Source organism: Ensifer sp. LBL (genome assembly GCF_050435225.1).
Classification (GTDB): domain Bacteria; phylum Pseudomonadota; class Alphaproteobacteria; order Rhizobiales; family Rhizobiaceae; genus Ensifer.
On sequence record NZ_JBNDJY010000003.1, the window covers coordinates 420,519 to 443,231 of the forward strand.

The 22,713-nt window shown below is 63.9% G+C and carries 21 protein-coding genes and 1 pseudogene; 9 read left to right on the plus strand and 13 right to left on the minus strand.

The features are described 5' to 3' along the window. Positions 1-26 precede the first annotated feature (26 nt). The 6 genes from purB to OKW20_RS13690 all read right to left on the minus strand — a co-directional run bounded on the left by purB (position 27) and on the right by OKW20_RS13690 (position 5,538). Positions 27-1,328 (minus strand): adenylosuccinate lyase, encoded by a 1,302-nt coding sequence (gene purB / locus OKW20_RS13665; RefSeq protein WP_060585098.1) that lies wholly within the window; start codon positions 1,326-1,328, stop codon positions 27-29. Between the two features lie 63 nt (positions 1,329-1,391). Next, positions 1,392-1,952, minus strand: a complete 561-nt coding sequence (locus OKW20_RS13670) for a hypothetical protein (RefSeq protein WP_429172925.1) — start codon at positions 1,950-1,952, stop codon at positions 1,392-1,394. After that, a complete protein-coding gene (locus OKW20_RS13675) occupies positions 1,949-2,692 on the minus strand; it encodes a DUF2259 domain-containing protein (protein WP_429172928.1) in 744 nt (247 codons plus the stop codon). Before OKW20_RS13675 ends, OKW20_RS13670 begins: the two co-directional genes overlap by 4 nt. After that, on the minus strand, positions 2,689-3,366 hold the full coding sequence (rpe, locus tag OKW20_RS13680; protein WP_043614490.1) for a ribulose-phosphate 3-epimerase: 678 nt from the start codon (positions 3,364-3,366) through the stop codon (positions 2,689-2,691). Before rpe ends, OKW20_RS13675 begins: the two co-directional genes overlap by 4 nt. A gap of 76 nt (positions 3,367-3,442) precedes the next feature. Further along, positions 3,443-4,450: a P1 family peptidase gene (locus OKW20_RS13685; RefSeq protein ID WP_429172932.1), complete on the minus strand. Its 1,008-nt coding sequence runs from the start codon at positions 4,448-4,450 to the stop codon at positions 3,443-3,445. Continuing rightward, positions 4,447-5,538, minus strand: a complete 1,092-nt coding sequence (locus tag OKW20_RS13690; protein WP_429172934.1) for a branched-chain amino acid ABC transporter substrate-binding protein — start codon at positions 5,536-5,538, stop codon at positions 4,447-4,449. Before OKW20_RS13690 ends, OKW20_RS13685 begins: the two co-directional genes overlap by 4 nt. Before the next feature lie 261 nt (positions 5,539-5,799). Between OKW20_RS13690 and OKW20_RS13695 the strand changes: the two are divergent. The 8 genes and pseudogenes from OKW20_RS13695 (at position 5,800) to OKW20_RS13730 (ending at position 12,505) form a co-directional block, all read left to right on the plus strand. Next, positions 5,800-6,326: pseudogene (locus OKW20_RS13695) on the plus strand (flavin reductase family protein). A 124-nt stretch (positions 6,327-6,450) separates the two neighbouring features. Continuing rightward, complete coding sequence (locus OKW20_RS13700; RefSeq protein WP_429172937.1) at positions 6,451-7,380, plus strand: AAA family ATPase; 930 nt, start codon at positions 6,451-6,453, stop codon at positions 7,378-7,380. Further along, a complete protein-coding gene (locus tag OKW20_RS13705; protein WP_429172940.1) occupies positions 7,380-8,636 on the plus strand; it encodes a vWA domain-containing protein in 1,257 nt (418 codons plus the stop codon). The genes OKW20_RS13700 and OKW20_RS13705 overlap by 1 nt, the downstream gene beginning before the upstream one ends. Before the next feature lie 53 nt (positions 8,637-8,689). After that, positions 8,690-9,022, plus strand: coding sequence for an XdhC family protein (locus OKW20_RS13710; RefSeq protein ID WP_429172943.1), 333 nt, complete (start codon positions 8,690-8,692; stop codon positions 9,020-9,022). Positions 9,023-9,024: 2 nt separating this feature from the next. After that, positions 9,025-9,726 carry an XdhC family protein gene (locus tag OKW20_RS13715; RefSeq protein WP_429172945.1) on the plus strand — a complete coding sequence of 234 codons (702 nt, stop codon included), beginning with the start codon at positions 9,025-9,027 and terminating at the stop codon, positions 9,724-9,726. Beyond that, the gene (locus OKW20_RS13720; RefSeq protein ID WP_429172947.1) at positions 9,723-11,351 is read left to right on the plus strand and encodes an NTP transferase domain-containing protein; all 1,629 of its coding nucleotides are present in this window, start codon (positions 9,723-9,725) and stop codon (positions 11,349-11,351) included. Before OKW20_RS13715 ends, OKW20_RS13720 begins: the two co-directional genes overlap by 4 nt. After that, entirely contained in the window at positions 11,344-11,661 is a 318-nt protein-coding gene (locus tag OKW20_RS13725; RefSeq protein ID WP_429172949.1) for a TfoX/Sxy family protein, read from the plus strand. The genes OKW20_RS13720 and OKW20_RS13725 overlap by 8 nt, the downstream gene beginning before the upstream one ends. A gap of 106 nt (positions 11,662-11,767) precedes the next feature. After that, complete coding sequence (locus OKW20_RS13730) at positions 11,768-12,505, plus strand: alpha/beta hydrolase family protein (RefSeq protein ID WP_429172952.1); 738 nt, start codon at positions 11,768-11,770, stop codon at positions 12,503-12,505. Positions 12,506-12,612: 107 nt separating this feature from the next. Here the strand turns inward: OKW20_RS13730 and OKW20_RS13735 are convergent, their stop codons facing one another. The 6 genes from OKW20_RS13735 to OKW20_RS13760 all read right to left on the minus strand — a co-directional run bounded on the left by OKW20_RS13735 (position 12,613) and on the right by OKW20_RS13760 (position 17,773). After that, complete coding sequence (locus OKW20_RS13735; protein ID WP_043614461.1) at positions 12,613-13,044, minus strand: NUDIX domain-containing protein; 432 nt, start codon at positions 13,042-13,044, stop codon at positions 12,613-12,615. A gap of 9 nt (positions 13,045-13,053) precedes the next feature. Continuing rightward, entirely contained in the window at positions 13,054-14,562 is a 1,509-nt protein-coding gene (locus OKW20_RS13740; RefSeq protein WP_043614459.1) for a DEAD/DEAH box helicase, read from the minus strand. A gap of 185 nt (positions 14,563-14,747) precedes the next feature. After that, positions 14,748-16,082, minus strand: coding sequence for a M23 family metallopeptidase (locus tag OKW20_RS13745; RefSeq protein ID WP_429172955.1), 1,335 nt, complete (start codon positions 16,080-16,082; stop codon positions 14,748-14,750). Positions 16,083-16,186: 104 nt separating this feature from the next. After that, the gene (locus tag OKW20_RS13750; RefSeq protein ID WP_043614454.1) at positions 16,187-17,014 is read right to left on the minus strand and encodes a ferritin-like domain-containing protein; all 828 of its coding nucleotides are present in this window, start codon (positions 17,012-17,014) and stop codon (positions 16,187-16,189) included. A gap of 8 nt (positions 17,015-17,022) precedes the next feature. Continuing rightward, entirely contained in the window at positions 17,023-17,490 is a 468-nt protein-coding gene (locus OKW20_RS13755; RefSeq protein ID WP_429172957.1) for a peroxiredoxin, read from the minus strand. 55 nt (positions 17,491-17,545) lie between these two features. Next, entirely contained in the window at positions 17,546-17,773 is a 228-nt protein-coding gene (locus OKW20_RS13760; protein WP_156134022.1) for a hypothetical protein, read from the minus strand. Positions 17,774-17,900: 127 nt separating this feature from the next. Here OKW20_RS13760 and OKW20_RS13765 point away from each other — a divergent pair, with 127 nt between their 5' ends. Beyond that, the gene (locus OKW20_RS13765) at positions 17,901-21,293 is read left to right on the plus strand and encodes a DUF3971 domain-containing protein (RefSeq protein WP_429172959.1); all 3,393 of its coding nucleotides are present in this window, start codon (positions 17,901-17,903) and stop codon (positions 21,291-21,293) included. 154 nt (positions 21,294-21,447) lie between these two features. Here the strand turns inward: OKW20_RS13765 and tyrS are convergent, their stop codons facing one another. Further along, a complete protein-coding gene (gene tyrS / locus OKW20_RS13770) occupies positions 21,448-22,701 on the minus strand; it encodes a tyrosine--tRNA ligase (protein ID WP_429172960.1) in 1,254 nt (417 codons plus the stop codon). Between the last annotated feature and the right edge of the window lie 12 nt (positions 22,702-22,713).

The window sequence follows — 22,713 nt, forward strand, 5'->3', positions numbered from 1 at the left end:
CTACGGCCGTCCGCTCAGCGCGGAACTTAGCCGAAGACGCGCTTGAAGATCGTGTCGACGTGCTTGGTGTGGTAGCCGAGATCAAACTTCTCGCGGATGTCTTCTTCGGAAAGCGCCGCACGGACTTCCGCGTCGGCCAGCAGTTCCTCGAGGAAGTCCTTGCCCTGTTCCCAGACCTTCATGGCGTTGCGCTGCACGAGGCGGTAGGCATCCTCACGCGACACGCCCGCCTGCGTCAGTGCCAAAAGCACGCGCTGCGAATGCACGAGCCCGCGGAACTTGTTCATGTTGTTGATCATGTTCTCGGGGTAGACGAGCAGCTTGTCGATGACGCTGGTCAGACGAGCGAGCGCGAAGTCGAGCGTCACCGTCGCATCCGGGCCGATCATGCGCTCGACCGAGGAGTGCGAGATGTCGCGCTCATGCCAGAGCGCAACGTTTTCCATCGCCGGGATCGAGAAGGCGCGAACCATGCGGGCAAGGCCCGTGAGGTTTTCGGTCAGGACCGGGTTACGCTTATGCGGCATGGCCGACGAGCCCTTCTGGCCCGGCGAGAAATACTCCTCCGCTTCGAGCACTTCGGTGCGCTGAAGGTGACGGACTTCCGTCGCCAGGCGCTCGATCGACGAGGCGATGACGCCGAGGGTTGCGAAGTACATGGCGTGACGGTCGCGCGGGATGACCTGGGTCGAAACCGGTTCCGGCTTCAGGCCAAGTGCCTCGGCGACGTGTTCTTCAACACGCGGGTCGATGTTGGCGAAGGTGCCGACGGCGCCCGAGATCGCGCAGGTGGCGACTTCTTCGCGTGCGGCCAGCAGGCGCTGCTTGCAACGGTCGAACTCGGCATAGGCGAGCGCCAGCTTGACGCCGAAGGTGGTCGGCTCGGCGTGGATGCCGTGCGAACGGCCGATCGTCACCGTGTCCTTGTGCTCGAAGGCGCGGCGCTTCAGGGCTTCGAGCAGCTTGTCGAGATCGGCGAGGAGCAGGTCGGTCGCGCGCACCAGCTGCACGTTGAAGCAGGTGTCCAGCACGTCGGACGAGGTCATGCCCTGGTGGATGAAGCGGCTGTCGGGGCCGACGAATTCGGCAAGATGCGTCAGGAACGCAATCACGTCATGCTTGGTGACGGCCTCGATCTCGTCGATGCGAGCGACGTCGAAAGTGGCAGCGCCGCCCTTTTCCCAGATCGTGCGCGCGGCATCCTTTGGGATCACGCCGATTTCGGCAAGCGCATCGCAGGCGTGGGCCTCGATCTCGAACCAGATGCGGAATTTCGTTTCCGGCGACCAGATGGCCACCATTTCCGGTCGGGAGTAACGGGGGATCATGGGCTTAAGCTTTCGTCGTCAGTGGAGGGATGGCCGTGCCTCTAGCAAAGATAGCCGCGAAGCTCAACGCCGTTGCTCATGGCGAGCGCTTGCCAGCCACAGGCAGACGGCGAACAGTATAACACCGCCGACGGGCAAAAAGAGGCGAAGGCCCATGACCAGAAACTGGTAGAAGGCGATCAGCGTCGTAAAGGCGAACTGGAAGAGCCAGGTCGTGGTTCCGATCGGGGCGTGCCACTGTGCATAGAATTCGCGGTAGTCGAGCGCGAAAAGCAGTGCCGTCATCCCGATCGTGCCGAGCGAGAGGAAGAAGAGATAGGCCGCGAAACGCGTTTCCACGCGGCGTCCGATCGCGGCGAAGCGGGCGAGAAACAGCGCCGGCGGCCAGGCGAGCATAGCGCCGGCCCCGAAGACCCAGAGCAGTTCGGCCAGATGGAAGGTCGCGTCCCGTTCCCGCAGCCACAGCGCAAACCACGCCGACAGCGTCATCGACGCGCTCCACAAGGGCGCGCCGAAGAGCAATAGCGGAAGGCTCGGCACGGACCGGGCGAGGCGGGTCCGTTTCCGGGCACCGGCCGCCGCACGCCCCGCTTTCGCTTCGACGCTGGCGGCCGCCTCGTTCATTTGGCGATCCGCGTCGGGATCGCGATCCAGCGCCCGTCCGTCGTGCCTTCAAAGCCGAGCGACTTGACAAGCACCATGATCACATGGGTTTCCGAACCGTCGTCGTTGCGGTGGGTGATGGCGCCGCCGACCTGATAGCCGGTGGGGCAATGGCGGCTTTCCGGTATGCGGCTGTCATCCTGAAGCACGTCGCTTGCCGGCGCGCCCGCCTTCATCGTCATCGACAGACGGAAACCCTTGGTTTCCTTCAGGAAGTCCTTGCAGATGCCGTCCGGCTCGAAGGTCTTTTCCTCGAGCGTAACCGTATAGGTCTCGCGGAACGCTTGATCGGCTGCAAAGGCATCGTAGGTCAGCGAGAGCGGCTTGGCGTTGGCTTCCGTGATCGGGTTGAAGGCCGCGAGCAGCCCGGGCGCATCGGCCAGGCGATAGGCATCGATCAAGGGTGCTGCCCGACGCCGGGCTTCATGGCGCGCCTTCGACAGCGGGCTGCCGTCTTCGCGGCTGACAGCCCGCACCGGCGCGCCCGGCAGGAAGCTGTCATTGCGCGTGTCGATTACATAGATGGTCGAATAAGGAAAGCCGGAGCCGTCCTGGACGCCATATTCCTCGAAGGCAAAGACATTGCCGTCGGCCGAAAAGCCGATCGGCTGCAGTGCGGCATAGTCGCCAGCAAGGGCCGGCGATGCAGCGGCGGCCGCAGCCAGGCAACAAAGACCGGAAATTGCCGCGCGTGCTGTCATCGATAGGCCTTCTCGGCCGGCGCACGGATCGCTTCGATCGCCGAGCGATAGGCCTCGACCGAGCCGCCCTTGAAGATCGCCGAGCCGGCAACGAGAACATTGGCGCCAGCGCCGGTGGCAATGGCTGCCGTTTCAGGCGCAATGCCGCCGTCGACTTCGATCTCGATCGGCCGGTCGCCAATCATCGCCTTGATACGACGGATCTTTTCTGCAGTCGCGTCGATGAACTTCTGCCCGCCGAAGCCCGGATTGACGGTCATGACGAGGATCAGATCAAGCTCATCGAGCACGTATTCGATGGCGCTTTCGGGCGTTGCCGGATTGAGCGACACGCCCGCCTTCTTGCCGAGCGAACGGACCGTCTGCAGCGAGCGATGCAGGTGCGGACCGGCCTCGGCATGCACCGTCAGTATATCGCAGCCGGCCTTGGCGAAGGCTTCGAGGAAGGGATCGGCGGGCGAAATCATCAGGTGGCAGTCGAACGTCGCATCGGTGTAGCGGCGCAACGACTTGATCACATCGGGGCCGAAGGTGATGTTCGGCACGAAATGACCGTCCATGACATCGAGATGGATCCAGTCCGCGCCGGCATCGACGACATCGCGAACCTCCTGGCCGAGCTTGGAGAAATCGGCCGCCAGGATCGACGGGGCAATGCGGATAGGGTGGGTCATGGCGCACTCCAGCGTGTTTTCCGCGGGAATAGCACCGCCGAGCCCCGCAAACAACATGCCTGCGATCAAAGCTGCGTCAGCGACGCTGCGACCAGCAGGGCATGAGATCGTTTTCCGCCGGCGTCGCGTCGTGGACCCCGCGGGCGATCGCGCGCGCCATGGTCGAGGCGGCAACCGCGCCGAGATCGATGAAATCCTCTGTTGTCGGCGTCTTGCCGCTGGCGCCGGTCGCAAGCGCGAAGATCAGGTCGCCGTCGAGCGGCGTGTGCGCCGGCCAGAGCCCGCGGGCAAAGCCGTCATGGGCGGCAATCGCCAGGCGCTTGGCTTCGGCCTTCGTCAGCACCGCATCCGTCGCGATCACCGCGATCGTCGTGTTGGCGACGGCCGCCTGGCGGTCGCGGAACTTGATGCGGATGTCGGCCGCGTCGGCCGGCATCGGGTGGGGCAGGCCAAGCCCGCCGAACTCGTCATCCAGCTCGAAGGGGGCGGACCAGAAATGCCCGGTGTCGCCGACGGTGGCGGATCCGAGCGCATTGACGGCGACAAGCGCGCCGATGGTGATGCCGTTCGGCAGGACGGTCGACGCGGAACCGAGCCCACCCTTCAGGCCCGCGGTCAGCGCACCGGTGCCAGCGCCTGCCGAACCGGTCGAAAATGTCGCTCCAGCCCGCCCGACTGCCTCGAAGCCGAGTTCGCGATAGGGCGGAAAGCGGCCCCAATCCTTGTCGCCACCATTGATGAGGTCGAAGAGGATCGCCGTCGGGACGATCGGGATCCGGTGCGGGCCGACAGCGAAGCCGCGGCCCATTTCCCTGAGTGCGGCCTGCGCACCGGACGCAGCGTCAAGCCCGAAGGCCGAACCGCCGGAAAGAACGAGCGCATCGACCGTCTGCACCGTGTTGTGCGGGTCGAGAAGGTCGGTTTCCCGGGTACCCGGCGCACCACCCAGAACCTGGACGGCGGCCGTTGCCGGCGGGTCGCAGACAACAGCCGTGACGCCCGATTTCAGGCGATGGTCCTCGGCGTTGCCGACCGTCAGACCTTTGACATCGGTGATCAGGTTCAGCGGTCCCGGACGCATCATGGCGTGGCTCCTTCAGCGGCCGCAGGCACGAAATGGCCGCCTTGCCACTGCATCAAACGGTAGGGATTGTCGGCGCGCTCGTGCGCAGCGTTAAAGGCGGTGAGGCCGAGAACGGTCGGGTAGGGCCCCTTACCGGCGATCGCTTCGGTCAGTGACTTGTCGTCCTGTGCTGCCCTATCCTTGGCTTCCTCCAGCAACGCCATCACCGCGAAGGCCGGCATCACATAGCCTTCCGGCTCGATGCCGGCGGCGCGCATTTCGTCGGCAAAGGGCTTGCCTTCCGGCGATTGCGCCGCATCCGGCAGCGTTACTGCAAGCACGCCATCGGCAAGCGGAACCGTGAGATCGGCCGCGTTCAAGGCATCGCCGCCAAGCAAGGTGAGGTTCGCGCCTTCGCCAAGGGCATCACGGGCGATCACTGCGGTATCCTGCCGGTCGCCACCGGTGAAAACGTGGGTTGCGCCGCTTTTCACCAGGCGACGCACCAGGTTGATCTGCTGCTCTTGCGCCGGCCGGTAGGTGTCGCTGAAGACCGGTGTCATGCCGATTTCGGCAAGCGCTGCGCGCACCGCCTCGACCAGCTCCCGGCTGTGGATCGTACCGTCGTCGACGAGCGCGATGGGCTTGTCCTTCCAGCGGTTGACGATGGCATCGACGATGGCCACGGCCTCGGCATTGCCGCTCGGCGCAAGGCGGAAGAGCGGCCATTTGTTCTTTAGCGCGTCTTCCATCAGGATATCGGAGCGCACGCTGAGGGTGATTGCCGGCAAGCCCGCTTCTGTCAGGGCCGGAAGCGTTGCATCCAGGCTTTCGGTGCAGAGAAAGCCGACGGCGGCTTCGGCACCTGCCGCAAGCAATGCCTTGGTCAGCGCCTCGTTGCCGGCGGTATCGCAGGTCTCGGGAATGACGACGATCTCGCTGCCGCGATCACCGGCCTTGAAGCCTGCGCCGTCGATAATCTGCTTACCGAGCGGCGCGAACGGACCTTCCACCGGCGCCACGACCGCCACCTTGATACCGGCCGCCCAAGCCGGCGTTGCCTGCACCAGTCCGGCAAGGATAAGGCTGGTGACAATGGATCGACGCATTCACTTACTCCGCCGCCGCAAGCTTTCGCGTCCGAACCGATCCGGGGCAAAATCCTACGGCGAGCCACCACAGCTTCCTCTTCCGTTGCCGCTCGCGTCTGACGCGAGGCACGGTCGTTGTCGCATGTTTTAAGGAAGTGCCCCGCGGCGTCAAAGGAAAAGATGTCGCTCCTGGTGAAGAAGGTTCAATCTGCGTCACGGCCACGTCGCAGATGTGCAAGAATCTCCTTCCAGCGGGTTTCATATTTTCCGACAGCGTCTATGTATGTGCCTGACATCGCCCGGAGAAAGATGTGTTGGAGAAGACCCGGCTGGACCCTATCAGTTATCGCGACGCGATGAGCCGCCTGGCCGGTCACGTGCAGATCATTACCGCCGCTGACGGCAGCGAGCGGCGCGGCGTCACCGTGACTGCGGCCTGCTCGGTTTCCGATAGCCCGCCGACGGTGCTCGTCTGCCTGAACGGCGCCAATCCGCGCAACGAGATCTTCACCCGCAGCGACAGCTTTGCGCTCAACCTGCTCGGCGACGAGCACCGGGCGCTGGCCCATGGCTTCTCCGGCCGCGATCAACTCGACATGGATCTGCGCTTTGCGCTCGGACAGTGGACGCGGCTTACGACCGGTGCGCCGATCCTCGTCAACGCCACCGCCGCTTTCGATTGCCGTCTGGTCGAGGTGAAGACGATCGCCACGCATCTGGTGCTCTTTGGCGAAGTCGTCGACGTCTCGATCGGGTCGTCCCGCCCGCCGCTCATTTATGTGGACCGCGGATACCACTCGCTATAAGTTTTTACTCAGCGATCGACTGCTCATCGCAACATGAGAAGATCGCTCTAAGTCGTTGAGCTCGCCGGTGGATTTTATCCCCTTCCAGCTTCCAGCGATCGATTCGGGCCGTGGTGGAGGAGACATGGCGACACAGGCGGCAACGGGCCTGCCACAGTCCATCGACGAGACGATGGCACTGCTGGAGGCGCATGATTATCTCGCCGGCACGGCGCTGGCGACGGTGCTGTTTCTTGCGCTCAGGATGAAGCGCCCGCTTTTTCTCGAAGGCGAAGCCGGCGTCGGCAAGACCGAGATCGCCAAGGTTCTGGCCAAGGCGCTCGACCGGCCGCTGATCCGGCTGCAATGCTATGAAGGTCTCGACGTCGCCTCGGCCGTCTACGAATGGAACTATCCAGCGCAGATGCTCGAAATCCGCCTGTCGGAAGCATCCGGCAAGGTCGATCGCAAGCGGGTCGAAAGCGACATCTTCTCCGAACGTTTCCTGATCCGCCGCCCGGTTCTGCAGGCGATTTCGTCGAACGGAGGACGTGCGCCCGTTTTCCTGATCGACGAGCTGGACCGGACAGATGAAGCCTTCGAGGCGTTCCTGCTGGAAGTTTTGTCCGATTTCCAGGTGACCATTCCGGAACTTGGTACGATCCGGGCGGACGAACCGCCTGTCGTCATCATCACCACCAATCGCACCCGCGAGATCCATGACGCGCTGAAGCGCCGCTGCCTCTATCATTGGGTCGATTATCCCAAGGCAGCGCAGGAGCTGGAGATCATTCGCCGCAAGGTTCCCGGCTGCAACGCCACCCTGTCACGCGAAGTCATCGCCTATGTGCAGCGGCTGCGCACGATCGACCTCTTCAAGAACCCGGGCGTTGCCGAAACCATCGACTGGGCAACGGCGCTGACGGAGCTTGACCGGCTGGCGCTCGATCCGGAGACGATCGCCGATACGCTCGGCACCCTGCTCAAATACCAGGACGACATCGCCAGGATAGAGGGAGCAGAGGGGCGAAAGCTGCTCTCCGAGGTCAAGGCGGAATTGCTGGCGGCAAACTGATGACGGAGGCGCGGGAGCAGCACAGGAACGATGTTCCCCCACCAATCGCGGCAGGCGACGGACGGCTTGCCGACAACATCGTCTTCTTCGCGCGCGCGCTCCGGCGCGCCGGCATCAAGATCGGGCCAGGCGCCATCGCCGACGCCATCGATGCGGTGGCGTTGATCGGGATCGGCGGACGGGACGCGTTCTACGCCGCGCTGCAATGCGTCTTCGTCAAGCGTCACGAATACCAGCCGGTCTTCGACGAGGCGTTTCGCCTGTTCTGGCGCTCGCGCGGGCTGGTCGAAAAAATGATCGCGATGATGTCGCCGCTGGCGCCGGAACGCGAGAGCGAACGGCAACAGCGCCGGGCAGGCGAAACGCGCGTCAGCGACGCGCTGCTTTCCGGGCACGAGGCTGATCGACCGCCACGCGACGAGCCGGAGATCGAAGTCGACGCCCGTTTCACGGTTTCCGGTCGCGAGCTTCTGCGCCGTGCCGATTTCGCGCAGATGAACGCTGCCGAGCTCGCCGAGGCCAAGCGCGCGCTCTCGGCCCTGACGCTGCCGATGGACCACGTCGTCACGCGGCGCTTCCGCTCCTCGAAGCGTCAGATCCGCATCGACCCGCGCGCGACCATGCGCGATGCCATGCGCTTTGGCGGCGAACTGATCCTTCCGCGGTTTCGGGAGCGGCGCGTCGTCCATCCGCCGCTCGTCGTGCTCGCCGACATCTCCGGCTCGATGAGCCAGTACACCCGCATCTTTCTGCACTTTCTGCATGCGCTGACCGAGGAGCGGCGGCGTGTGCATACCTTCCTCTTCGGAACCCGGCTGACCAATGTCTCGCGCCAATTACGCAATCGCGATCCGGACGCGGCGATCGACGACTGCGTCGCTGCGGTCAAGGACTGGTCCGGCGGCACGCGCATCGGCGAGACCTTGCATGAGTTCAACCGGCGCTGGTCGCGGCGCGTGCTCGGGCAGGGCGCGATCGTGCTTCTGATCACCGACGGTCTGGAGCGCGATGACGTGGCCGATCTCGAAATCGAGATCGATCGCCTGCACCGATCCTGCCGGCGGCTGATCTGGCTCAACCCGCTGCTGCGCTTCGACGGCTTCGAAGCACGCGCGCGCGGTGTGCGGGCGATGCTGCCGCATGTTGACGAATTCCGGGCCGTGCACAATCTTGAATCGATTGGCGAACTGGTGAAGGCGCTGTCCGGTCAGCGCTCCCGCCAGGCGGACCCGCGGCGGTTCATCGGACCAAGATGACTGGGCCAAGATGACCGGACGAAGATGAACGGCACTGATGGGAGGTGGCAGGCATGAGGCAGGCAGGCAATGTTCTCGATCCCCTCGACATCGCCGAGGCCTGGCTGAAGCAAGGACGCCGGGTGGCGATCGCAACGGTGATCGAGACCTGGGGTTCGGCACCACGGCCGGTCGGCAGCCATCTGGTGATCGATGGCGACGGCAATTTTCAGGGCTCGGTTTCAGGCGGGTGCGTCGAGGGCGCCGTCATCACCGAAGCAACCGACGTGATCGTTTCGGGTGCTGCGAAAATACTCGAATTCGGCGTCGCGGATGAGACCGCCTGGCGCGTCGGGCTTTCCTGCGGCGGCAGGATCCGGGTCCTCGTGGAGCGGGTAAACGGCTGACAATGGAACGGGCGATCCTGGAAAAACTCAACCTTGCGCGCGCGGCCCGCCGTGCCGCCGTCACCGTCAGCGATCTTGCCGGCGACATCCGCGTCCACCTCGAAGGCGACGACTGTCCCGACCCCTGGCGCGAAGCCGTTGCCCGTGCGCTGCGATCCGGCCGGGCCGGCATCGTCGAGACCGGGCAGGGCGCCTTCTTCCTCAACGTCTATCTGCCGCCGCCGCGCATCATCGTCATCGGCGCGGTGCACATTTCGCAGGCCCTGGCGCAGCTTGCGCCCGTTGCCGGTTTCGACATGACCATCATCGATCCGCGCACGGCCTTCGCCACGCCGGAACGTTTTGCCGGTGTCGACCTCATCGCCGAATGGCCGGAGGATGCCCTGAAACTCAAACCGCTCGACCGCTTCACAGCCCTTGCCGCCGTGACGCACGACCCGAAGATCGACGACCGACCGATCCAGGCGGCATTGTCGGTCGGTTGCTTCTATGTCGGTGCACTCGGCAGCCGCAAGACCCACGCCACGCGGATCGAAAGGCTGCGACATGCGGGGGTCGCCGATGCCGACATGGCCCGCATCCGAGCGCCGATCGGTCTCGATATCGGCGCAGCAAGTCCGGCCGAAATCGCGGTTGCGATCCTCGCTGAAATCATCGAGGCGCTGCGACGGCGTGACGTTGGCGCCGCGGGGAGTGGAGCATGAGGTTCGGACCGATCAAGGTCGCGGAAGCAGAGGGCGCCATGCTCGCGCATGCGGTGAAGGCCGGCGATCTCAGGTTTCCGAAGGGGCACCGGCTCACCGCCGCCGACATCGCCGCTTTGATCGCTGCCGGCGTCGATGCGGTTGTGGTTGCGCGGCTTGATGCCGGCGATTTCCCGGAAGACGAGGCGGCCACGCGCATTGCCGCGGCCATCGCCCCCGATCATCTCCGGTTTTCGCGGGCTGCGACCGGCCGCGTCAATGTCTATTCCGAAGTCGCCGGTCTCTTCGTTGCGAGCCGCGAAATCGTCGATCGGTTGAACCGCATAGATCCGTCCATCACCTTCGCCTGTCTCGCCGACCATGCGCCGGTGCAGCCCGGCGATATGGTCGCGACGATCAAGATCATCCCGCTTGCGGTCGCCGGCGCCTTCGTCGAGCAGGCGGAAAGGCTGCTGCGCGACCATCGCGCCTTCGAGGTCAAGCCGTTCGCGGCGCGGCGCACGGCATTGATAGCAACGGAGTTGCCGAACCTCAAACCGCAGGTGATGGACAAGACACATGCCATCCTCGCAGCACGACTGCGACAGGCCGGAAGCGAACTCCTCACAGAACGGCGCGTCGCGCACAGCGAGGCCGCCGTTGCGACGGCGATTGCCGAAATGCGAGAAACGCACGACCTGCTTGTCGTCTTCGGCGCGTCGGCGGTTGCCGATCCAGACGACGTCATTCCCGCAGCAATCCGGCGGGCCGGCGGCGTGGTCGATCACGTCGGAATGCCTGTTGATCCCGGCAATCTTCTCGTTCTCGGCCGGGTCGGCGAGACGCCGGTCATCGGTGCGCCCGGTTGCGCCCGCAGCCCGCGCGAGAACGGCTTCGACTGGATCCTCGACCGCATCCTTGCCGGCGAGTGGCCGAGCTTCGACGATATTACCGGACTTGGGGTCGGCGGCCTATTGAGCGAAATCCCGACCCGGCCGCAGCCACGCGACACTGCAACGGAGTTGTCATTGTCCTCGGTTTCTGTCGTCGTTCTGGCCGCCGGCCGGGCCAGCCGGATGGGTGCGGCCGGCGGACACAAACTTCTCGCCACCTTCGACGGCGTGCCGCTCGTGCGCCGCAGCGTCGAAGCCGCGCTCACGGCCGCGCCGGGCAGGGTCAGCGTTGTGACCGGCCACCGCGAGGCCGACATCCGCCACGCGCTGCAAGGGCTGACGGTGACATTCGTCTCCAATCCGGACTACATCTCGGGCATGGCCTCCTCGCTAACAGCGGGGCTTTCAGCAATTGGGACGCGGGCGGCCGGCATGCTGGTCATGTTGGCGGACATGCCCGGGATTACCGGCGACGACCTGCGCCGGCTCATCGAGCGTTTCGTCGCCGAGGGCGGCCGCTCGATCATCCGGGCGACCGCCGGCGGGCAGCGCGGCAATCCGGTGATCCTGCCGCGTCAGACATTTTCGGCGATCCGGCAGTTGCTCGGAGACGTTGGCGCAAGGCACATCATCGAAAAGAGCGGCCTGCCGGTCATCGATGTCGAACTCGGCGCCGCGGCGCGCCTCGATCTCGATACGCCGGAACAGATCGTCGCCGCTGGCGGTATCTTGGAGGAGCAGACGCGTGGATAATGCCGCAATCGAAGAGATGTTCGAAGTCCTCGGGCCGGTGACCATCAAGCGGATGTTCGGCGGCAAGGGCATCTACTGCGAGGGCGTGATCTTCGCGCTTGAGGTCGACGGCGAAATCCTGCTCAAGGGCGACGAACAAACAGCGCCCGCGCTCGAGGCCGCCGGTTCGCGGCAATGGGCCTATGACGGCAAGGGCAAGCCGGTGAAGATGCCCTATTGGAGCATTCCGGACGACGCATTCGACGATCCGGACGAGATGGCGCGCTGGGTGCGGCTTGCCTATGAGGCGGCGCTACGCTCCCGGAAGTAGGCCGCCCAACATATGGGTGGCCTCAGATGAAATACAGATCACCGCGCCGCCCACCCGCGCGCCTCGGTGACGTCGAGTGGGCCCAGCAATGCCAGTCACACGACACATGATCCCGCAAGGTGACGGAACGGCCGTTGAACTGTTCCAGGCGTCTGCCATCGGAACCGCGCCAACGGGTGCGATTCTGCTTGTCCATGGCAACCAGGGCGGACGTCGTCTCGGCGCAAGCGAATTCGTCGACAGCGGCGCTCTCCTGCGGCTTTCGTCCCGACTGAACATTGTGACGGCGGCGGTTTCCCAGCCAGGGTTCGGCGACACGGACGGGCCTGCGGATTTCTGTGGCTCCCGAACGCAGCAAGCCATCATTGCTGCCGTCGCCTTTCTGAGAGAGCACCCCGCAATCGATCCGGACCGAATCGTTCTCTATGGAAACAGCCGCGGCGCGGTCGCTGCGGCTATGGTCGCAGCACAGCTATCCGACCTTCGTACCGTCGCTCCGGCAAGCGGCGTCTATGATCTCAAAAGCGTTTTCGACAACGCTCCAATAGGCATCCGGAAGGCGATAGAACTGGAAGCCGGGCTTTCCAGTGAAGCCTTCAAGGCTCGCTCCGCCTTGCATCATGTTGGTAACATCAGGTCGGAGATCCTGCTTTTGCACGGACGGCATGATGACCGCGCGCCCGTTTCCCAGGCAGAGGCGTTTTACGAAGCCTTGTCCGACGCCGATGTGCCCGTCGATCTCAAGGTGTTCGACTGCGGGCACCGCATCCCGCGTGACGAATCACAAAGGGTGCTCGGCCCGTTTCTGCAGAGGATTTTCGCTTCCGGCGTCACACGCCACTAGGCATTGCGTTCGGAAGACGGTTGTTCCTCCGACAGCGGCACCCGAAAAATTGCGAAATGAGACGCGCCCGATGAACGCCGGCAGCGATTTGGCCAATCGCCGCCAAGCTATGCGGCGACGCCGTGTTCCTGCTTGCGCAAGGCCTCAGCAGCATCGGCGGTAAAACGCGACAGCGGTTGGGGCAGGGCGTCGAGGCTGAACCAGCCGAATTCGGAAAGCTTGTCCGGCTCGACGAGTTGCGGCTCGCCGGAGAAATCCCGGGTCACATAGATCATCGAGATCCAGTGCTGGCGATCGGCTTCGATCACCTGTTCGCTCAGGCAAAGGAATTCGCTCGACCGGATCTTGAGGCCGCTTTCTTCTTCGGCCTCGCGTCGGGCCGCAGCTTCCGAGCGCTCCATGTGGTCGACCTTGCCGCCGACGATGTTCCAGTAACCGGCCTCAGGCGCCTTCAAGCGCCTGTAAAGCAGGATCTTGCCATCGCGCACGACGACAAGTCCGCAGCCAAAGCCCGGAAAATCGATGCCTGGCTGGCCCATCCGTTCGGATCAGGCCTTGCCGGCAATCAGCATGAAGGCGGGGATTTCGTCGCCGAAACCGACCGGCGTCGGGCCGTCGTCATAGTCGCGGCGGTGGCGGTTGCGGCGGTCGCGATTGTCGTCGTTGGCAGGGTTCGATGCACGCACCGGACGATCGCCGCGATTGTTCTGTGCCTGCTTGTTCTCTGCGCTGCGTGCCGGTTTCACCGATTCCGCCCTTTCCACGACTGTTTCAATTTCGGCCTCACTATCGGCGCGCACGGTATCGGATTTATGATCGGAACGGCCCCTCGAGCCGCGATCCCCATCTTTTTTCCGGTCCTTGCGGCCATCACGGCCGCGTTCGCGGCGGCCGGTGTCGTGGCTTTCCATCGGCTCAGGCAGATTGGAAAGGTCGCCGTTCAGCCATTCGACCTTCTGGCCGATCAGCTTTTCAATGGCGTCGGAGAATTTCGTGTCGCGCTTGGTCACCAGCGTGAAGGAAGCGCCCGAGCGGCCGGCACGGCCGGTACGGCCGATGCGGTGGACGTAGTCTTCCGCGTGGATCGGAACGTCGAAGTTGAAGACGTGGCTGACATCGGGGATGTCGAGACCACGAGCAGCAACGTCCGAGGCGACGAGCAGCTTGATGTTGCCGTCCTTGAAGTTGGCCAGCATCGTCATGCGCGAGCGCTGGTCCATGTCGCCATGCAGAGCGCCGACGGAGAAGCCGTGACGGTCGAGCGAACGGAAGAGGTCGGCGACGTCCTTCTTGCGGTTGCAGAAGATGATCGCGTTCTTCAGCTCGTCCTGGGCACGAATCAGGTCGCGCAGCACTGCGCGCTTTTCGTAGTCCTTGGCGTGCGCTGCGACGAAGCGCTGCGTTACGGTCTGCGCCGTCGAAGACGGGCGGGCAACTTCGACGCGCTCCGGGTTCTGCAGGAAGCGATCGGCAAGCTTCTGGATTTCCGGCGGCATGGTCGCCGAGAAGAACAGCGTCTGGCGCGTGAACGGGATCAGCTTGGCGATCCGCTCGATATCGGGAATGAAGCCCATGTCGAGCATGCGGTCGGCTTCGTCGATCACCAGGATTTCTACGCCGGTCATCAAGAGCTTGCCGCGCTCGAAGTGGTCGAGCAGACGGCCGGGCGTGCAGATCAACACGTCAGCGCCACGCTCAAGCTTGCGGTCCTGCTCGTCGAAGGACACGCCGCCGATCAGAAGCGCGATGTTGAGCTTGTGGTTCTTGCCATACTTGTCGAAGTTCTCTGCGACCTGTGCAGCGAGTTCGCGCGTCGGCTCCAGGATGAGCGTGCGTGGCATGCGCGCACGGGCGCGGCCCTTTTCGAGCAGCGTCAGCATCGGCAGCACGAACGAAGCGGTCTTGCCGGTACCCGTCTGGGCAATGCCCAGAATGTCACGACGCTGCAGCGCCGGCGGGATGGCGCCAGCCTGGATCGGGGTCGGGATTGTGTAGCCCGCATCGGTGACAGCGGAGAGAACTTTTTGGCTCAGGCCAAGGTCAGCAAAATTGGTCAAAGGGAAATCTGTTTCCGTTCCGGTTCAATAGAACACTGATCGATCGATGGAAAACGCACGAGCACGTGGCCGCGCTCTTAAGCTGAACGCCGCTGAAAGTCAAGAAATCCAGCACGTTGAAGCAGTAAAAGGTAAATAGTGGCGAATCTGTCGCATTTCTTGTCAAGCAGAACCGCGCGGCAGCGTCAGTTCATATAGCTCGCAAGCTTGGTGCTCGCATCCAGAAACCGCATGGGATCCACGGCCTCGCCGTTCAGCCGGATTTCATAGTGGAGGTGCGGCCCGGTGGAGCGCCCGGTGTTGCCGGACTTGGCAATGACTTCGCCAGCCTTCACCTGGTCGCCGGCCTTTACCAGCACCGTCGAAAGATGGGCGTAGCGCGTCGCCACACCATTGCCGTGGTCGATTTCGACCATGTTTCCATAGCCGCCGGTCAGCCCCGCATTAGTCACCGTTCCAGGCGCTGCCGAGCGGATGCGGGTGCCGACCGTTGCGCGAAAGTCGATGCCGGCATGCAACGCGAGGCGCCCGAGAAACGGATCAAGCCGGTTGCCAAAATCGCTGGTGATGTCGCTGGCCGGCGAGGGATTGCCGAAGGGCAGCTTGCGAACCTCGGCGCGCGTGCGGTCGAGTTCCAGGAGCGCGGTATCGAGTGCTGCAAGCGAACGGCCGAAATCGTCATCGTTCACGGGTTCGACGAAGGGACCGCCGATCGCAGTGTCGGTGGAGGTGGATATGTCATTGATCGGGATCATCTCGGCGACATCGTCGGCGGGCAGGTCGACACCGGTGCGCCCGACGATCGAGCGAATCGCACCCGACGTCTTCGCCGCGCCGTCCGTCAGCTGCTGGACCCGCGCCATCTGCTCGCGCTCGACATCCTTCAGCGAGAGCGTGACTTTCGAAAAAATCCGGTCAGCCCGGTCGGAACTTGATTCGCCGGCATCGGGTGCCGCATAGGCGAGGGCAGGCACGGCCGCTGCACCGACCGGCGCAACGTTCAGCCCCATCAGCTTCTCGATTGCCTTGACACTGCCGCTGCTGCTCGCATCGGCGCGTTTGTCATAGGCAAGCGGCTCGACGGCCGCCGGCGCGTCGGTTGCGGTCGTCACGCCGGAATTTTCGGCTCTTTCGACCAGGGCGCCGAGCTTCCCGTTGCGCGAGGTCAGCGCCATCTGCTGGCGCAGCAGCTTCTCGACCTTTTCCTCGACCACCTGCTGGTCAAGCAATTGACGGCTGGTGACCCGATCCACCTGCGCCCGTAGCGCCGTGATCCGGTCTTCGTATTCGTGCTGCATGCGCGCCTGGCGGGCAATCGTGCCGCCGATCAGGTCGTCGCGCAAAACCAGGTAGGAGGTGGCCGCGAGATAGCCGATGCTGCAGACGCCGGCAAAGGAGACGGCGATCGCCGCCATCCACGGACGCACGGTCATGTGCCGGACCTTGTCGCCGCTGGCCAGGATCAGGACGTGATTCTGCTTGCGTTTTCCAAAGGTACGATTTGCCTGATGTCCAGACACCCGTTCTCTCCCGCCATGTGCGCGTTGCCTCGCATCACCTGGGGATCATTACACTTTGTTAGGGTTAACAATCGGTAAGCAAGATTGCGGGAAGGTGATGGCCGCTATCGATTGGTCGAAGCGGTCATCGAGCGGTAGAAGGACGGCGTCAGGCCGGCCTCGGCGCGGGCGATGTCGTTGAACGGCGCTTTCAGGGGACCGCGGAAATTGGCGCGCACCAGCGCCTGGAAGGTCGCCGCCGGGTCCTTCTTCTCGCGGGCGCAGAGAAAACGGAACCATTTGGCGCCAACGGCGACGTGGCCCTTCTCGTCCTCATAGATGACATCGAGCACGGCAGCGCTCTCGAAGTCGCCGGTTTCGCGCATCTTGGCCTGCAGCGCCGGCGTCACATCGAGACCGCGCGCTTCGAGAATGAGCGGCACGACGGCGAGCCGCGCCGTCAGGTCGTTGCGCGTATCGTGCGCCGCCTGCCAGAGGCCGTCATGGGCGGGCAGGTCACCATAGTCGGCGCCGAGGTCGTTCAGCCGCTGACGGACCATGCGGAAGTGTTTCGCCTCTTCGAAGGCGACGCGCATCCAGCCGTCGAAGAAGGAATTGGGCACCGGCTCGGTCGCAAAGCGGGCGACGATATCAAGGGCGAGATCGACGGCGTTCAACTCGATATGGGCGATCGAGTGGAGGAGGGCGATTCGGCCCTTGAGCGAACCGAGGGACCGTCGTTTGACCTGGGTCGGTGGCGTCAGCACCGGCTTGTCGGGCCGGCCCGGGCGTACCGGCACCGGCCGGTCGAGCGGCGAGCGCAGCGACAGCGTGCGGCGCTGCCAGCGACGCGCCGCTTCCTGCGCAAGCGCCGTCTTGACCTCGAGGTCCGCGGCGCGGATCGCTTCGACGGCGCCGCCCCGCAGGCTGTGAAACACGGGCAACTCGCTCATCGGCGGCCTCAGATCGCCTTTGCGGCGTCGAGGACCTCGCGGGCGTGACCGTCCACCTTCACCTTCTCCCAGACCTTGACGACGACACCATCGGCGCCAATCAGGAAGGTGCTGCGCTCGACGCCCATATATTTGCGCCCGTACATCATCTTCTCGACCCAGACGCCATAGGCTTCGACCACTGCCTTCTCTTCGTCGGCGGCAAGCGGCACCGTCAGGTTGTGCTTCTTGGCGAAGCGGTCGTGCTTCTTCACCGAATCGGGCGAAAGCCCGATCAGGGCGATGCCGGCTGCGGCGAATTCGTCGGCCAGCTCCGAAAACGAGATCGCCTCGAGCGTGCAGGCCTGCGTGTCGTCCTTCGGATAGAAGAAAAGAACGACCGGACGGCCGTGCAGGGCCGAGAGCGAAACCGTACCGCCGCCGTCACGCGGCAGGGTGAAGTCGGGAGCCACATCTCCGGGAGCGGGTCTTGCCATGATTAAACCTTCCTTCCGCCAAGTTTTGCAGACAATCGCGCACTACTGCATGTTTTCATTGGTCTTTGCCGACCAGAGGGCAAAACGTACAGTGCTCAAGGTAGTCGAGCGCCATTTGCGCGCCACAGGGCACGCGATGCTCTTGGGCATAGCGAAAATCGTCGACCGCCGTCCAGCGCATTTGTGCTAGATTCGACAGGTTTCGGACGGCATGGGCCGCTACGAAACGTTGCAATCGCCTGCGCGCGCGAATTCCATCGCAGGTGGTCGCTTTCCACAGCATGGTCCCGCGTCCCTTGGTGACTCGGCACGATGACATGTGGTCTACAGAAGCGAGAAGTGGTCGCCCCGTACCGTGAGAGACGAAGGGTGGCGACGAAGCTCGTATCGAACGGAGGACGTCCGCGCTGATGAGTGAGATCCGCGGCGAAAAAGTCGGCTTTCGCAAGAAAGACATCGTCGCGTTGCATGCGTTGCCTTCAGCGCAGGCGCACGAACCCATGATCGTGCACGCGCCGCGCAAGAACAGAGCCGCGCGCGTCTGCGCCAAGATCGCACTGCTGATATCGCTGCTCGCGCTTTCCATCGCGGCAATCCTCATCGTCGTCATCGAAAGCGGAATGATGGACAGCACGCTCAATGCGCGCGCCCGCACCGCACTCAATGCAGCGCTCGGCGACACCTATCGCGCCGAGGTCGGCAGCACCGTCGTGCGCATGACCGCAGGCGGCGCGATTGCGCTGAGGGCCCGCGAAGTGGCGCTCAGCGAAGCCTCCTCCGGCCAGCCGATTGCCAAGCTGCGTGCGATCTCGATCGCGCTCGACCCGCTGGCGCTGATGACCGGCCGCATCGCCGTCTCCAATCTTGAGGCGGAAGGCGGCGAGTTCGATACCGGGCTGCTGCCGCGCGGCGAGCCGCTCGATCTGACCAAGATTCGCATTGCCGACGTCGGCGATGCACTCGAAGCAATCTTCTCGCACGTCGATCGCATGTCGCAGATGGCAGCCGGCCGCGGCAGCCAGAAGGTCACGCTCTCGGATTTCAGTTTCTCCGTCATCGGCTCCCGCGATCGCATCGTGCCCGTCGTCGCCAAGGCGCTCGAGTTCAACCGCGATTCTGGCGGGTCGATGAGCGTCAAGGGCAGCGTCACCGTCGATGAGGTGGAGGTCGATCTCAGCGCCGACGCCCTCGGCGACAAGGGACACATGACCGGCTTCGAAGCGTCGATCACCAACCTGCCGCTCGCGCCCTTCTTCTACCATGGCAAGGTTGGTTCGGAGCCGCCCTTCGGCGTCGTCGCGTCGGCCGGGCTGTCGCTGAAGGCGACGCGGGCCGCCGGCGATGCGAAACCGGATCTGCGCGTAACGGTGCGCACGTCCAAGGGCGAGTTCCACGCAGGCAACCTCATCTCGACCCTCAATGCCTCGCAAATGGACGTCGCCTATGACTTCGAGCGCTCGTCCGTCGAAATCCTGCCTTCGTCGGTCAAGATCGGCCGTTCGATCTTTCCGTTCACCGGGGCGATCATCGACCTCGACAAGATTGCCGGCGCAACGGAGACCGGGTTTGCCATTGATCTCCTGCTCAAGAATGCAAGCTCCGCCCCGGAAGACGTCGCCGACGCGCCGCTGATCTTCGATGCCAAGGCAAATGGCCGCTTCGTGTCGGACAAGCGCCAGTTGATCTTCGACCAGCTCGCCGTGTCGACCCCGCTCGGTTCGATGTTCGGTTCGCTTTCCGTCGCCTTCGGCAAGACCTCGCCACAGATCAGCTTCGCTTCTGTCAGCGATCGCATGGAGGCGACCGCCGTCAAGCAATTGTGGCCGTGGTGGCTCGCCAAGGGCGCGCGCCGCTGGGCGATCGCCAACCTCTTCGGCGGCACGGTTACCAATGCCCGTATCGAGGTGTCGGTCGCAGAGGGCCGGATCGCCAACAATGAAGGCGAGCTCAAGCTCGACGAGCAGGAGCTCAATATCAATTTCGACATCGACGACACGCGCATCAACATTACCGGCGAGATACCGCCGCTGCGCGACACCTCAGGCAAGTTCAAGCTGAGCGGCCAGCGGATGACGGCGGAGATCGAGAAGGGGACCGCCTTCTTCCCGTCGGGACGCTCGGTCGCGCTCAACGGCGGCGACTTCATCCTGCCCGACGTCTATACGAAACCGCTGATGGCGGAGATGAAGATCGAGGTCGGCGGCAACGCCGATGCGATCGCCGAGCTCGTCAGCTACAAGCCGATCCAGGCGCTGCAAAAGACCCCCCTGCTGCCGGAAGATTTCAGCGGCCCCTTGACGGCTGTCGTGGGCGCCCGTTTCGGCCTGATCTCGGATCAGAAGCCGCCGAAGCCGCTCTATCAGGTACAGATGCAGCTCGATAAGGTCACCGTCCAGAAGGCCATGTTCGGGCGCGCAGTGGAGGATCTCGTCGGCACATTCCGGGTCGATAATCAGCAGGCGGTCCTCGATGCGGATGCCCGCATCGAAGGCGCTAAGGTCAAGGTCGCGCTGACGGAACCGGTCGATTCCGGTTCGACCGTCAAGCGCTCGCGCGAGATTTCGGGCTCGCTGGAGCAGGGTGTCTGGCAGAAACTGATACCGGGTCTTTCTCGGATCGTTTCCGGGCCGATCACGATTGACGTTGCAATCGACGAGGCGAGCCGGCAGACGGCAGAGATCGACCTCACGAAAGCCCAGCTCTCACTTCCCTGGATCGGCTGGAGCAAGGGCGTCGGGATCCCGGCCGAGGCGCAGTTCATGTCCTCGATGGACGGCAAGATCGCAACGATCAGCAATTTCGCGCTTGCCGGCGACGGCTTCGGTGCGCGCGGCAAACTGCAGATCGACGATGGCGGTCTTCTCTCTGCGGATCTCGACAATGTCCGCTTGGCGCAGGGTGACGACTTCAAGGTCTCCGTCGACCGCAACAGGGGCGGCTACACGGCGTCGCTCTCCGGAGCTGCAGCCGATATCAGGCCGATCCTGGCGCAATTGAAGACCGGAAGCGACCAGAACCAGGGTGGTGGCGACGACATTGCCATCAAGGCTCAGCTTGGTCGTGTCACCGGCTTCAACGGCGAGTCGCTGTCGAACGTCAATCTCGTCTACGGCGAACGCGGACGCCAGATCGAGGACGTCAACCTCTCGGCTGTCACGAGCAGCGGCCAGGCGCTGGTTGCCCGGCTCGCCAAGGCCGGCGCCGACAACACGCTGGAACTGACCACGGGCGATGCCGGCGCGCTGGCCCGGTTTGCCGATATCTATCAGAACATGCGCGGCGGCCTGCTCAATCTGAAACTGCGCGATCGCGGCGGCCGTTCGTGGCGCGGCAGCGTCGATATCCGCAAATTCCAGCTCGTTGGCGAGCAGCGCCTGCAATCGATGGTATCGACGCCGACCGGTGCCGACGGCCGAAGCCTCAACCAGGCCGTGCGCCGCGACATCGACGTGAGCTCGGCCCGCTTTGAACGCGGCTTCGCGCAACTGGCGCTCGACCGCGGCGCGATCCGCGTCGATGGCGGCGTGCTGCGCGGGACGGATGTGGGCGCGACCTTCCAGGGAACGGTGCGCGACAACAACGGCATCATGGACATGACCGGCACCTTCATGCCGGCCTATGGGCTCAACCGCATCTTCGGCGAACTGCCTCTGATCGGCGTGCTGCTCGGCAACGGTCGCGACCGTGGCCTGCTCGGCATCACTTTCAAGCTCAACGGCCCGTTCAACCAGCCGAAGCTGACGATCAACCCCTTGTCGATCATCGCGCCGGGCGTCTTCCGCAGCATCTTCGAGTTCCAATAAAAAAGGCCGGCGCACTGCATGTTTTGTCCTTAAATCGTTGCCGATTTAAGGACAAAACATGCAGCACTTCAAAGTTCTACAGCGACCTTTGCGCGTCTTAACAGACGCGCTGCGCTGCAGGGCCGGCCTTTCTCATTCTTGGCTGACGCCCCGTTTAGGCCGGGCGCACCAGAATGTGTTTCTTCTTGCCAAGCGACAGCTTGACGACATTGTCGGCCGTCACGTCGCCGGTGCCGATGACCCGGCGCTCGTCGCCGACAGCTTCATCGTTGATCCTGACGGCACCGCCCTGGACATGACGACGGGCTTCGCCGTTGGAGGCGGCAAGGCCTGCGCGCACGATCAGCGTCAGCAGGCCGAGGCCGGCTTCGAGTTCGGCGGTCGGGATGTCGACCGACGGCAGGTCGGCGGCAAGCGCGCCTTCCTCGAAGGTCTTGCGGGCGGTCTCCGCCGCCTGCTCGGCGGCCGGGCGGCCGTGCAGCATGGCGGTGATTTCCGTCGCCAGGATCTTCTTGACCTCGTTGATCTCCGAGCCACCAAGCTGCGAAAGGCGGGCGATCTCGGCCATCGGAAGCGTCGTATAGAGCTTGAGGAAGCGCGTGACGTCGGCATCCTCGGTGTTGCGCCAGTACTGCCAGAAATCATAGGCCGACAGCATGTCCGGGTTCAGCCAAATGGCGCCGTTGACCGACTTGCCCATCTTGGCGCCCGACGAAGTCGTCAGAAGCGGCGAGGTCAGCGCGTAAAGCTGCTCGGTGCCCATGCGGTGGCCGAGGTCGATGCCGTTGATGATGTTGCCCCACTGGTCCGAGCCGCCCATCTGCAGACGGCAGCCGGTGCGCTTATGCAGCTCGACGAAGTCGTAGGCCTGCAGGATCATGTAGTTGAATTCAAGGAACGACAGCGACTGCTCGCGATCAAGCCGCGTCTTGACGCTGTCGAAGGACAGCATGCGGTTGACCGAGAAGTGCCGGCCGACATCGCGCAGGAATTCGAGGTAATTGATGCCAAGCAGCCAGTCGGCGTTGTTGATCATCAACGCGTCCTTCGGGCCCTCGCCGTAGTTGAGGTAATTGGAGAACACCGTCTTGATGCTGGCGATGTTGGCGTCGATCGTCGCCGGCGTCATCAGCTGGCGTGCCTCATCCTTGAAGGACGGGTCGCCGACCATGCCGGTGCCACCGCCCATCAGCGAGATCGGCCGGTGACCGGTCGCCTGCATCCAGTGCAGCATCATGATCTGGATCAGGCCGCCGGCATGCAGGCTCGGCGCCGTCGGGTCGAAGCCGATATAGGCCGTCACGGTTTCCTTGCGGAACAGTTCGTCCAGGCCAGTCTCGTCGGAGATCTGGTGGATGAAGCCACGCTCGCTGAGGGTGTGAAGGAAATCGGACTTGAAACCGGACATGATCTGTCTCTC